The organism is Lysinibacillus fusiformis (assembly GCF_003049525.1).
In the GTDB taxonomy this organism is placed as follows: Bacteria; Bacillota; Bacilli; order Bacillales_A; family Planococcaceae; genus Lysinibacillus; species Lysinibacillus fusiformis.
The window spans coordinates 308,391-322,355 of sequence record NZ_PYWL01000001.1; the positions used below are offsets into that span (position 1 = coordinate 308,391).

A 13,965-nucleotide genomic window follows, 5' to 3' on the forward strand; every position below is an offset into this window, starting at 1 on the left:
TTATTCTCCTCTCAACATTGACAAATATCTTTTTTCAACACGTTCTCTACGGCAATGCTCTGCTTTAATAATCGCATTAATACGATCACAGGCATTTGTCACTTCATCATTCTCTACAACATAATCGTATAAGCTCATCATTTCAAGCTCTTCACTTGCTGTAGCAATACGTTTTGCTATGATGTCCTCTGTTTCCGTCCCACGTCCAACTAAACGATCTTTTAATTCAGTTAAACTTGGAGGGGCTAAGAAAATAAATAAGGCATCTGGTGCTTTTTTACGAATCTGCGCTGCACCCTGCACTTCTATTTCTAAAAACACATCGCGACCTGCATCCAGTGTTTCATTCACGTAGGCTAATGGTGTACCATAGTAGTTTCCTACAAATTCAGCATGCTCTAATAAGCCACCCTGTTCAATTAACGTTTCAAAGTCTTCACGTTTCTTGAAAAAATAGTCTACACCATCGATTTCACCTTCGCGAGGATTTCGTGTCGTCATCGAGATGGAATACTCATAATTCGTATTCGGCTGAGAAAATAATTCTTTTCGCACTGTCCCTTTACCTACACCAGATGGGCCAGACAGAACAATTAATAATCCACGTTCTTTTATCATTTATTCTCTATATCTCCCTTAATTTATAACAGACACGTGCAAGTTATTCGATATTTTGAACTTGCTCACGCATCTTTTCTAAAATTGTTTTCGCCTGAACAACAGCAACCGCTGCTTCTGTAGATTGATTTTTCGAGCCAATCGTATTGATTTCACGATGAATCTCCTGCATTAAAAAGTCTAATTTTCGTCCAACTGAAATCGTTTCATGTAACGTTTCTTCCAATTGATTAAAATGACTATCCAATCTGTCTAATTCCTCAGAAATGTCAACGCGTTCTGCAAAAATCGCTACTTCTGCTAGTAAACGGTCATCTAACAAAGTTCCATCTGCAACCTCTGCAATCCGTTCTACTAATCGTGTACGATATTTTTCAACAGCAAGAGATGAACATGAACGTATTTGGTTCACTTGTTCTTTTAACTGTTCCTTATATTGTACAACAACTTCCTGCAATTCTTGCCCCTCACGCTCACGCATAAGTACGAGCTGTTTTATCGCTTGTGAAATCGCATGTTCAACAGCACTAAGTAAATCCTCAGGTGTTAATTGTGGTTTTTGCTGTACGAGTGCTTGCTCTAACGATAAAAGCTCCTGCATCGTCCATTTTTCCTCTAGTGGTACTTTACTTGCTAATTGCTCTTTTGCCTTACGATACGCTTCAATTAATGACCAATTAATCTCTATAGATTGCTCTACATTTTCTAAGTCCTTCACATATACCATCACATCAATTTTGCCGCGTGACAAAGCTTGAGAAATAAATTTCTTTGCAAAAATTTCAGCTTCAAGCCATTCTTTCGGAAATTTAGCGTTAATTTCTAAAAAGCGATGGTTGACCGAGCGCATTTCTACGGTTAATTGAAAGTCTCTAGTTGTTGTGACACCTCTGCCAAAACCAGTCATACTACGCACCAAGGTTCGTCACACCTTTCTTTGCATACTGGGAATATTATAACATAAGCTCTATCGAATATGACGAATCTCCAAAAAAAATTGGATCGAATAAGAGCTAATTCTACCACAATTGAAGCTATATTTTAATATTCGCCTAAAAAATGCTATGATAAACATACAATTAGTGCTCTGCTGAAGCTTGGAAATAGCGAAAGCAAGTGCAAAAAGAAAAAATACGAAAGTACCAAGATGCTTGCTATCATTGGAAAGAGGAATTCATATGGCATTTGACGGCTTATTTACTTATTCAATAACAGCCGACCTACAACAGCTTGTGACAGGTCGAATTACTAAAATACATCAACCTAACGCTCAAGAGGTTATTTTACATGTTCGTGCAAACGGGAAAAATCATAAATTGCTTTTTTCTATTCATTCTTCTTATGCACGAGTGCATCTTACGGAACAATCGATTGAAAATCCAGCAGAACCACCTATGTTTTGTATGCTGCTGCGCAAGCATTTAGAGGGTGGTTTTATTTCCTCCGTTAAACAGCTTGGATTTGACCGTATTATAATAGTAGAAATCGAAAGTAAAAATGAAATTGGCGACCCTATTGTTAGACAACTACATGCTGAAATTATGGGTAGACATAGTAATCTACTTTTAATTGATAAAGAGCAAAATAAAATTGTTGATAGTTTAAAGCACTTACCTCCATCTGTAAACAGTTTTCGTACCGTATTACCTGGCCAGCCTTACTTGGCTCCACCAACACAAAATAAATGGAATCCTCTATTAGTTACAGAGGAAGAGCTAGCAACATTTTTTGTGGAAACTAAAAATGCCAAAGATGTTGTGACACAATTTACTGGCTTTTCACCTCTTCATGCTGAGGAATTATTGTACCGCATGACATCAGCATCCAATCGAGTACAATGCTTTAAGGAAGTTATAGCCAGCTTTGCTAATGGTGGAACGAGCCCTATGTATGTATTGGCTGATCATAAAACTTACTTCTCACCAATTGAATTAACTCACTTACATGGAGATATGACAGCATATCCGAATGTTCACGAGCTTCTTGATCGAGTATTCTTTGCACGTGCGGAGCGGGACCGTGTCAAGCAGCAAGCGGGTGATTTAGAAAGATGGCTACAAAATGAAATTGATAAACTGGCTTTAAAAACGAAAAAGCTAACAAAGGACTATGTGCGTGCCTCAAAGCTCGATCAATTTCAGTTATATGGTGAACTGTTAATGGCTAATATTTACTCCTTTGAAAAGGGTGTCAAGGAAGTAACGGTCATTAATTACTACAGTGAAAATAGCGAGGAGATTACGATCCCCGTCAGTGAGCGTAAAACACCTATAGAAAATGCTCAAGGCTATTATACAAAATATACTAAGGCCAAAAATGCATTAATCATGGTGCAACAACAACTTGAAAAAACAAAAGAAGAAATTACTTACTTTGAAATGCTGGCACAACAAGTGCAGCAAGCATCACCAGGAGATATTGAAGAAATTCGTGAAGAACTAGCCGAACAGGGCTACTTAAAGCTACGTCATTCTAAGAAAAAGAAAAAGCCTGTGAAACCTGAACCCGAGCGCTATATTTCTTCCACAGGTATAGCCATCTCTGTCGGCAAGAACAACAAGCAAAATGATATGTTGACATTTAAAATTGCAAAACGCACAGATATATGGTTACACACGAAGGATATTCCAGGCTCTCATGTTGTCATTCATTCTAGTGAACCCGATGAAACAACTCTACGGGAAGCAGCCACATTAGCTGCTTATTTTTCAAAGGCAAGAGAGTCTTCTTCTGTTCCAGTCGATTACACTGACATTCGTCAGGTCAAAAAACCAAATGGGGCTAAACCCGGTTTTGTGATTTACTTCGAACAAAAAACTTTGTATATCGATCCAGATGAGGCACTCATATTACAATTAAAAAAGCAGTCGTAAAGATAGAGACCGAGATAAATTTTCTCGGTTTTTTCTTTTTTTCAATTTATAGCACGTAATCCGTACTATAAATCAATGAAAACAGCCACACCTTGATTGATTCTTACAGACAATCTTCCTTATTATAATAACAATAAAAAAACATATGAATCATCTGAACTGTTTCTTACAACAGTTATTGACTTCTACCTTTTAGCAAAGCAAAATCAAAATATAAAAGATTGAATAGCATTTCGGAAAGGGCGTATCAATATGTCTGTAGGCAAAAAATTAAGTTTCGGTTTCTTTACCATTATTCTCACGTTAATCATTTCATTAATGATTATGTTCATGCTATTTTCAAACATAGAAAAAAAGATTGAAAATGCATTAGAAGTTCACGTAGCCCTTGTGGAATTAGCAGATGATATTCAATTTGAAATGGCCATGCAAGGTCTATTTATCCGCGCCATTATTATCGAAGACAATCCTGCGAATAAAGAAAGTTTTACAGAACATGCAAATTTACTCGATCAGCTAGTAGCTGAAATCAACGAAAAATCAAATTCCTCTGAAATGCATACATATGCAAACGAATTAAATACGTTTAATGATGCTTTTAATAAATCAGCTACTGAGGCACTCGCACTTTTTGAAGCAGGCAACCTAGAAGGAGCTTTACAAAAGGTTAATGGTGAAGTGCAGCAAGCTAATAAAGGCATCCAAGATATATCCAATAAAATTGCGAACTATCAAAAGGGACAACTCGAAACGGTTACACAAGAATCTAAACAAGCTGTGTTCAACTCTCAAATCATTTCAATTATTGCCATCATTATTGGTGTTGTCCTTGGCATTATTCTGATGGTTTATATACAGCGAACTATTTCTCGCCCTTTAAAATCGGTAGTCCATTCAGCAAACCAAATTGCAAACGGAGAATTATTCCATCAAGATGTCACTCACCATTCTAAAGATGAAATCGGTCAACTTTCAACGGCCTTTAATTCAATGAAAGGCAATCTGAAAAATTTATTAACCCATATTCAAGACAATGCTGAGCATTTAACAGCATCAGTAGAAGAACTTTCTGCTTCTACCGAGGAAATTACTTCCTCAGCTGATGAAATAACGGTGCGTATTAATGAAACAGCCAATGTTGCTAAAGCAGCCACAGTTGCTGCCAATGAAAGTGCTCATGCAATGGATGAAACAGCCGTAGGTGTTCAACGTATAGCAGAAGCAACGCAACAACTTCATCACAGTGCTGTAACAACGAATGAATTAGCTACAAACGGGAACAGTACCGTAGAGAATGCTCAACAACAAATGAATGTAATCAATGATTCAACACAAATAATAAATAATCTTGTTCAAAAATTAAGTAAACAATCAGAAGAGATTAGCCAAATCACTACAGTTATTACAGCCATTACCGATCAAACTAATTTATTAGCACTCAACGCTGCCATTGAAGCAGCCCGTGCTGGGGAGCATGGAAAAGGATTCGCGGTTGTCGCTGATGAGGTTCGTAAGTTAGCTGAGGAATCTAAACAATCGGCTAATCAAATTGTTGCCTTAACGCAGGAGATTCAAGAAGATACGCAAAATGTAGAGAAAGCTGTTTTAGATGGCCTCCATTCGGTTACAGATGGCGTCAAAATTATTGGACATGCAGGACAAGCATTTGAGGCAATCGTGAAAGCCATCAATGGAATGACAGATCAAATAGAAGATATATCAGCAACTTCTGAGGAAATTTCAGCTAGCGCAGAACAGGTAGCTGCTTCTGTCGCAGAAATTGCTCACGGCGCTTCAACTAGCTCAGATAGTACACAAATAGTGGCCGCTGCTAGCAAAGAACAAACAATCACGATGCAACAAATCAATCAAGTTGCCGCACATCTAAGTGAAAAGTCCTTAGATTTACAGCATCAAATTAATCAGTTTAAACTTTAATGAAGCAAATGGTGCATTCTTTATATTGGAATGCACTATTTTTTATTCATTATGTTATGTAAATCTTCTGAAGGACAAAGCACAATACCTCAAACAGGAGATTTAGCAAAGAACTTGAACGTTAAAAAAATCAGATTTTTAGTAATTATTTGCATAATCAATCCTCGCCAGTAAGACAAATGACAGCCTCAAAAAAACACTACAAATAAAATGGATTAAATTAGCAAAGGGCGTACAGAATTCAAGGTATTTATATACTTCATCTTTAATGAATAAAACTTAACCTGATTGCATATATACATAGCTAACCTCATTCCAAGGAAATTATTTCAATAGAATATATTTAACATAATCAATCTTTCATTAAATCCATTTTTTTCTTAGTATGGGTACATTTTTTCATAGATTAACTCTATTATTTCTTTTCACACTTCATAATTGGATAATCCTAGAAAATTACAAAATAAGTTTCTTATATATCATTAATAGATAGAAATATTCATATTTCGAGATCATAAATTACAAGAAATTACCTACAAATGAATGTAATTCACTTAGTTTTGCTTAGATTTTCTACAAATCTATACAATATCCTCAAAGTATTACATCTATGACTTTTGTATCATTTTTCAAATATTGATATTATTATCGAAAAAATAGGAATTTTCTATATAGTAAATCATTTTTTTATTTTTATTCTATTTTTGATATTCAGAATAGGTAAATATCAAATTTTTATTACATAAGCACTCTATTTCATTAGCGTGGTAAATCGGAAAAATTTATTATTCTCTTAACTGTCAGATAATACTATATAAATTTGAATCTTTTTTATTTTGTGCACAATGATTTTTTTGGTATATTAAATAGGAGCTTCACAAAAGGCTTAAAAATTGTATAAGGGGGATTCACATGAATAAAAACAAAAAGTTTTTATTACTAACAGTTCTTGCAGTATTTTCTTTAGTACTTGCTGCATGTGGCTTCGGTGGAGATTCGTCTGAAAAATCAAAAGACGATGGAAAAGATTCTGGTTCATCAGAAACAGCTTCTTCAGGCGGCGAATTAAATGTAGTAGTAGCTTCTGAACCACCATCACTTCATCCTGCATTAGCAACAGATACAACTTCTGGAGTTATTCTTACAAATACTTTTGAAGGATTAACAACGCTTGATGCAGACGCTCGTCCAGTTGCAGCTGCGGCTGAAAGCTGGGAAGTTAGCGAAGATCTAAAAACATACACGTTCAAATTACGTGATGCGAAATGGTCAAACGGAGATCCAGTAGTTGCTGGTGACTTCGAATATGCTTGGAAATGGGCATTAAACCCAGACAATCTTTCTGAATATGCTTCAATCCTTTACTCTATTAAAGGTGCTGCAGCATACAACAATGGTGAAGGTTCTGCTGATGACGTAGGCGTTAAAGCTGAAGATGACAAAACATTAGTAGTAACTTTAGAAAACCCAACACCTTACTTCTTAGAATTAACAGCATTCAAAACATACGCACCATTAAACCAAAAAGTAGTTGAAGGTAATGATGAGTGGTACACAGATGCTGGTGAAAACTTTGTAACAAACGGTCCATTCACATTAGGTGAGTGGAGACACAACGATACAATCGTATTAAAGAAAAACCCAGAATACTGGGATGCTGATAAAGTGGCTTTAGATACTGTTAATATCGGTATGGTTGAATCTGAAGCAACAGCAGTAACAATGTTCAAAGGTGGCGAAATTGATTACCTTGGAGCACCTTTCCAATCTGTAGCACTTGATGCTATCGATGGATTTAAAGCTGACAAATCTTTAAATATCAATGACCAAGCTTCTGTATACTGGTACAAGCTAAATACAAAAGATAAAATCACTGGAAACGCTAACATCCGTAAAGCGTTAGCATTAGCAGTTGATCGACAAGGATTAATTGATAATGTTACTAAAGGTGAACAAAAACCTGCATTAGGTATGGTTCCTACTGCGGTTCATGGCTTTGAGGAAGACCGTGGTTACTACAAAGATAATGATATCGAAGGTGCAAAAGCTGCACTTGAAGCTGGTATGAAAGAACTTGGTATTACAAACCCAGCAGATGTAAAAATTAACCTTTCTTACAACACAAGTGAAGCACACGCTGCTATCGCACAATTCGTTCAAGAGAACTGGACTAAAAACCTTGGTATCACTGTAGGTCTTGATAACTCTGAATGGCAAGTTTATTTAGAAAAGCTTAACCAATTAGACTACCAAGTTGGCCGTATGGGCTGGGTTGGTGACTACAATGATGCTTATACTTTCTTAGAAATGTATGACACTGCTGCAAACGGTAACAATGATACAGGTTGGGAAAATGCAGAATACAAAAAATTATTAGATCAATCTAATACTGAAGCAGATCCAGCGAAACGTCTTGAGCTTTTAAAACAAGCTGAAGCAATTGCTGTTTCTGAGTTCCCAGTTGTTCCAATTTACTACTACACGAACCTTTCTGTAGTACAAGATTATGTGAAAGACATGAAGGCAGACATCCTTGGTAACATCTCTCTTAAAGAGGTTAAAGTAGAGAAATAATCAACAACATTTCGCTTATTTAGCTCTACAGCGAAGAGCTGCCTCGTAGCCCCTACGGCGCGAGTCAGCTCTTTTTAAAATACGAAGGCATATATTTGTCAGACAATTGACAAATAGAAGGAGGAGTTTTATGTGATTAAATATATTTTGAAAAGGCTGATGTATATACTTCTCGCGCTTTTCGTCATCGTAACTGTTACGTTTTTCTTAATGCGTCTCGCTCCTGGTAGTCCTTTTGCGAGTGAACGTAATTTCCCACCTCAAATCGAGGAGAAGTTAAACGAAACGTATGGATTAAATAACCCTTGGTATATACAATATAAAGATTATTTAATCGATACGGCCACTTTCAATTTCGGTGAGTCAATGAAATATAAAGCGCGTTCTACAAATGATATGATTTCTGAAAGTTTCCCTGTTTCTTTAACATTAGGGATTGAGGCTATGCTATTAGCAATTGGATTCGGTGTTTTAATTGGCGTAGTTTCCGCGCTATATCATAATAAGTTCCCGGATTATTTGGCAACGTCCTTTGCGGTGCTCGGTATATCAGTACCTTCATTTATCTTAGCAGGTTTAATGCAGTATTTCTTAGCCTTTAAGCTAGGTTGGTTCCCAATCAGTGGATGGAAAGGCTTTGTTTATAGTATATTGCCAGCCCTTGCAATCGCTTTCTCACACATGGGCTTTATTGCAAAGTTAACTCGTTCAAGTATGCTAGAACAAAACAATAGTGAATATGTAAAAATGGCTCGTGCGAAAGGTATTGGTAAATGGACAATCGTATTCCGCCATACATTACGAAATGCCCTATTACCAGTTGTAACGTACATTGGTCCTTTAACAGCTGGGGTTGTTACAGGTAGTTTCATTGTAGAGCAAATTTTCGCTATTCCTGGACTTGGTAAACACTTCGTTCAAAGTATTACAAACCGTGACTATACGGTAATTATGGGTACGACAGTGTTCTATTCCATCATCCTTTTATTTGCGGTATTAATCGTTGATATTCTATATAGCGTAATTGATCCGCGTATCAAGCTGAAAGGAGCGAAAAAATAATGACACAGCAACAAATTGAAAAAGATAAGTTTAAAATTGTTGGTGGCAATCATGAAGCAACGGAAAAATTAGCTGATAAATCAGTCTCCTTTTGGAAAGAAGTATTTCTCCGTTTCTCTCATAATAAATTGGCCATTATCGGTATAATTATTTTAATCGTTGTCATTTTAATGGCAATTTTTGTACCAATTTTATCTCAATATAAAGCAAGTGATCAGCTTGGTGTATACAATGCACCACCATCTGCACAATTTTGGTTTGGAACAGATGATCTAGGTCGTGACATTTTCGTTCGTATTTGGGAAGGAGCTCGTATTTCCCTATTTATCGGAATTGCTGCGGCGGTTATTGACTTAATTATCGGTGTTATTTGGGGAAGTATTTCAGGTTTATCAGGCGGTCGCGTTGATAATATTATGATGCGTATTGCTGACGTTTTAACAGCTGTACCCTACCTTTTAGTAGTAATCGTACTTTTAGTTGTTATGCAACCAGGTTTATTCCCTATGATTATTGCCTTATCTATCACTGGATGGATTAATATGGCACGTATCGTTCGTGGTGAAGTATTATCTATTAAAAATCAAGAATACGTTCTTGCTGCCCGTACATTAGGTGCAAGTACAGGACATTTAATTATTAAACACTTAGTTCCGAATGCTCTTGGTGCCATTTTAGTAACGATGACTTTAACAATCCCATCGGCTATCTTCACTGAGTCATTCTTAAGTTATCTTGGTCTTGGGGTTCCTGCTCCAACTGCTTCATGGGGTACAATGGCTTCTGACGGTAATAAGGCTATAGCTAATGCACCATGGCGCTTGATTTTCCCAGCAGTATTTATCTCACTAACAATCTTTGCGTTTAACGCAGTTGGTGACGGCTTACGTGATGCTCTAGATCCAAAACTACGTAAATAAGGAGGTGGCCGAAATGAGTAAAACAATTCTTGAAGTAAAAGATTTAAAAATTAACTTTAAAACTTATGCTGGGCTTGTTCATGCTGTACGTGGTGTTAACTTTGATTTAAAGGAAGGTGAAACACTAGCTATAGTTGGTGAATCAGGTTCGGGTAAGAGTGTTACGAGTAATGCATTAATGAAACTAATTCCGCAGCCACCTGGTATTTATGAGTCAGGACAAATTTTATTTAATGGCCGTGATTTAGTTCCGTTAACTGATAAAGAAATGTCTAAAGTACGCGGAAATGAAATTGCGATGATTTTCCAAGATCCAATGACAAGTTTGAATCCAACTATGAAGGTCGGACGTCAAATAACTGAAGTAATTTTGCAACATAGAAAAGTTTCTAAAGTAGATGCAAAAAACCGTGCCATCGAGCTTTTAACACAGGTAGGTATCCCCTTCCCTGAGAAACGCTATAATCAATATCCACATGAGTTTTCAGGTGGTATGCGTCAACGTGTGGTTATTGCGATCGCCCTGGCGGCTGATCCTAAGCTATTGATTGCCGATGAGCCAACAACAGCTCTAGATGTTACCATTCAAGCACAAATTTTAGAGCTAATGAAGGAAATTCAAAAGAACTCGAAAACATCTATCATTTTCATTACACACGATTTAGGTGTTGTGGCGAACATTGCAGATCGTGTAGCCGTAATGTACGCTGGACAAATCGTGGAGTATGGTACTGTTAATGATATTTTCTATAATCCAAAGCACCCATACACATGGGGTCTACTAGGTTCTATGCCTGATCTAGATAATGATACGGATGAGTTATTGCGCACGATTCCTGGTTCACCACCAGATCTTACGAACCCACCTAAAGGGGATGCATTTGCAGCACGTAACGAGTTCGCAATGGCCATTGATTATGAACAAGAACCACCAATGTTCCAAGTGAGTGAAACGCATTTTGCAAAAACGTGGTTATTGCATCCTGATGCACCAAAGATTCCTCTTCCTGAAGCAGTTGCTAAACGTATTGAAGGGTATTTAGCAAAGGAGGCACAAGAAAATGACTAAAACTGGTGCTAAAAAAATTCTTGAAATTAAAAACTTAAAGCAGCATTTTGGATCACCAAGTAATCCAATCAAAGCCGTAGATGGTATTAGCTTCGATGTTTATGAAGGTGAAACACTTGGTCTTGTAGGCGAATCAGGTTGCGGAAAGTCAACAACGGGTCGTTCAATCATTCGTTTATATGATATTACAGGTGGCGAGATTATTTTCGATGGGGAAAATGTTCATGGAAAAAAATCTAAAAATGAGTTAAAGAATTTTAACCGCCAAATGCAAATGATTTTCCAAGATCCTTACGCTTCTTTAAATCCTCGTATGACAGCTGGTGAAATCATTGGTGAAGCCTTTGATATCCATGGCCTTTACAAGGAGAAAAATGAACGTCGTGCAAAAATTCAAGAGCTACTTGAAGCTGTTGGTTTAAACAAAGAGCACGCGAATCGTTACGCACATGAATTCTCTGGTGGTCAACGCCAACGTATTGGGATTGCACGTGCGCTAAGCTTAGATCCTAAATTTATCATTGCCGATGAGCCAATTTCTGCGCTTGACGTATCGATCCAGGCTCAGGTTGTTAACTTACTAAAACAACTTCAAAAAGAACGTGGCTTAACATATCTTTTCATTGCCCATGACCTTTCGATGGTAAAATACATCAGTGACCGTATTGCTGTTATGTACCGCGGTAAAATCATGGAAATAGGTAAAGCAGATGATATTTACAATCATCCTGTTCACCCGTATACAAAATCTTTATTATCAGCAATCCCACTTCCTGACCCAATGTCAGAGAAACGTCGTCAACGTATTCCGTACAAGCATACTGAAGTTGACGAAACTGCATCGTATCATGAAGTAGGCGACCAACACTATGTATATGGCACTGCTGATTTAGTTAAAACTTGGGTTAATAATCGATAAAACTAACTGTATATCCATCCATTGGTGATTTCCAATGGATGGATTTTTAATTGGGATATTAATGCCTTTTCCCCTTTTAACTTATTTTAAGCCAGATACACTTCTTTTTTTGAAAAAAACAGCCTTTCTTCTATCAAGAAAGACTGCTTCTTCGATACCAATTATTTTATTGGAGCATCTGCTGTTAATTCAATATCTTGCAGTTCTGTAGAATTTCCATATTCCACATTATAGTTTTTCACGCGTTTATTAACAGGTATAACTTCTGTACGGAAGAAAGTCGGCACTACCATTGCTTTTTCGCTCATATATTCTTGCCATGCTCTAAATGCTTTTGTACGTGTATCTTGATCCATAGCCTCTTCTGAGTCAATGGCGTCTAATAATTTTGTTAATTCAGGAGATACATAACGGCTAAAGTTAAATTCAGCACCTTCACCATATAATCCTTTTGGAGATGGATTTGTTCCAGTTCCCCATGCAGCTTGATACATATCGATTTCAGGATCATCTGCTTGAACTTTATCATAGAATGCGTTGAACTCGATAAGACGACCAGTAGTTAATTGTACGTCTAATCCTACTTCTTTCCAGTTTTGACGGAAATATTCAACAATTGCTTCATCTGTTTCTGAACCAGCCATTGAAGCTAAGCGAATAGAGAATTTCTTCCCATCTTTATCTTCACGAATGCCATCACCGTCAACATCTTTAAAGCCAGCTTTATCTAATAATTCTTTGGCTTTTTCAGGATCATAATTATAGCCTTCTAATGTTGCATCGTAGAATGATGTAAATACTGGTGGGATTAAAGAATTTCCACGCTCACGTAAGCCTTGATAGAATTTTTCTGCAACACCTTCAACATCCATTGCAAACGCAACAGCCTGACGTAATTCAATACTATTCATTTTTGATTTTTCATCAAATACGTTTACTTTATTTGTTGTATCATATTTTCCTAATTTAAACCCGATATAAGAATATGATAATTCTGGTCGACCTAATAACGCTAAGTTTTGTAGATCCTTAATACTATCGTACTGATTAGTTGGATATGATGTTGCAAGATCATATTTCCCTGTTCTTAGTGCTTCACCAATTGAAGTTGGTGGAACAACCTCAAGTACTACTTTATCAACTTTCGGTTTACCTTTAAAATAATGTTCGTTTGCTACAAACTGTACAGACTCACCATTTACGACTTTATCAATTTTAAATGCACCAAGTGTTACTGGATTTTTACGCACTGCATCTGATGCAAGTAAGTCTTTCACTGGAATAGATTCTAATTGATGTTTAGGTTCTGCATACGCCCATAAACCGTCACCAATGGAGTAAATAGCTGGTGACACTTTTTTAAGTTGGATTTTAATACTCTTGTCATCAACTTTTGTAATACCAGAAATTGTATCTGCTTTACCACTATGGTATTCTTCTGCACCTACAATGTTTTTAAAATCATCATCATAACGAACACCTGTATAATCTGGATGACCAATTAGCTCATATGGGAAAATTAGATCATCAGCTGTTAAAGGTGTACCATCTGACCATTTATAATCACCTTGAATTGTAACAGTTGCTGTTTTTGCATCAGCATCAACGTCTAATTTTGCAATACCTTTGTCTGTAACAAGGAAGTTCCCATCTTGTTCAAAAAGCACATTTGAAGCAAATGCTAAAATTTCTGAATCATAAGCATCCTCATATAGCTCCCAGTTAAAAATACCTTGGAATGGAGAGCTTGTTACAAGTCCTACGCGTAATGTACCACCTTGGATTGCGTCTCCTTCATTTGTTACCTCCATTGGTAATAATGAATCTTTCGTTTCTTCTGATTCGCCTGCTTTTTCTGTTTCACCTGATTTTTCTGTGTTACCAGTTTCCGTGCCTTTTTCAGACCCATTGCCTCCACCACTGCAGGCTGCTAAAACTAGCATGAATGCAAATAGAATGGACAAAAATAACCAATTCTTCTTCATGTGTAAA

General features: G+C 36.8%; 10 protein-coding genes. 7 read left to right on the top strand and 3 right to left on the bottom strand.

Annotated elements, in window-relative coordinates; all coding sequences use genetic code 11:
• Window positions 1-618 (bottom strand): guanylate kinase, encoded by a 618-nt coding sequence (gmk, locus tag C9J29_RS01565; protein WP_008173787.1) that lies wholly within the window; start codon window positions 616-618, stop codon window positions 1-3.
• A 43-nt stretch (window positions 619-661) separates the two neighbouring features.
• Window positions 662-1,537, bottom strand: a complete 876-nt coding sequence (locus C9J29_RS01570) for a YicC/YloC family endoribonuclease (RefSeq protein ID WP_043989658.1) — start codon at window positions 1,535-1,537, stop codon at window positions 662-664.
• 259 nt (window positions 1,538-1,796) lie between these two features.
• Here C9J29_RS01570 and C9J29_RS01575 point away from each other — a divergent pair, with 259 nt between their 5' ends.
• The 7 genes from C9J29_RS01575 (at window position 1,797) to C9J29_RS01605 (ending at window position 11,973) form a co-directional block, all read left to right on the top strand.
• Window positions 1,797-3,491 (top strand): Rqc2 family fibronectin-binding protein, encoded by a 1,695-nt coding sequence (locus tag C9J29_RS01575; RefSeq protein WP_107921515.1) that lies wholly within the window; start codon window positions 1,797-1,799, stop codon window positions 3,489-3,491.
• Between the two features lie 252 nt (window positions 3,492-3,743).
• A complete protein-coding gene (locus tag C9J29_RS01580) occupies window positions 3,744-5,429 on the top strand; it encodes a methyl-accepting chemotaxis protein (protein WP_107921516.1) in 1,686 nt (561 codons plus the stop codon).
• Window positions 5,430-6,341: 912 nt separating this feature from the next.
• Window positions 6,342-8,003 carry a peptide ABC transporter substrate-binding protein gene (locus tag C9J29_RS01585; RefSeq protein ID WP_008173795.1) on the top strand — a complete coding sequence of 554 codons (1,662 nt, stop codon included), beginning with the start codon at window positions 6,342-6,344 and terminating at the stop codon, window positions 8,001-8,003.
• A 132-nt stretch (window positions 8,004-8,135) separates the two neighbouring features.
• The gene (locus tag C9J29_RS01590) at window positions 8,136-9,065 is read left to right on the top strand and encodes an ABC transporter permease (protein WP_043989660.1); all 930 of its coding nucleotides are present in this window, start codon (window positions 8,136-8,138) and stop codon (window positions 9,063-9,065) included.
• Window positions 9,065-9,985, top strand: coding sequence for an ABC transporter permease (locus C9J29_RS01595; RefSeq protein WP_008173799.1), 921 nt, complete (start codon window positions 9,065-9,067; stop codon window positions 9,983-9,985). The genes C9J29_RS01590 and C9J29_RS01595 overlap by 1 nt, the downstream gene beginning before the upstream one ends.
• A 13-nt stretch (window positions 9,986-9,998) precedes the next feature.
• Entirely contained in the window at window positions 9,999-11,054 is a 1,056-nt protein-coding gene (locus C9J29_RS01600; RefSeq protein WP_090001915.1) for an ABC transporter ATP-binding protein, read from the top strand.
• Complete coding sequence (locus C9J29_RS01605) at window positions 11,047-11,973, top strand: ABC transporter ATP-binding protein (RefSeq protein WP_089985295.1); 927 nt, start codon at window positions 11,047-11,049, stop codon at window positions 11,971-11,973. Before C9J29_RS01600 ends, C9J29_RS01605 begins: the two co-directional genes overlap by 8 nt.
• A 161-nt stretch (window positions 11,974-12,134) precedes the next feature.
• Here the strand turns inward: C9J29_RS01605 and C9J29_RS01610 are convergent, their stop codons facing one another.
• The gene (locus tag C9J29_RS01610) at window positions 12,135-13,958 is read right to left on the bottom strand and encodes an oligopeptide ABC transporter substrate-binding protein (RefSeq protein ID WP_089985293.1); all 1,824 of its coding nucleotides are present in this window, start codon (window positions 13,956-13,958) and stop codon (window positions 12,135-12,137) included.
• Window positions 13,959-13,965: the final 7 nt, after the last annotated feature.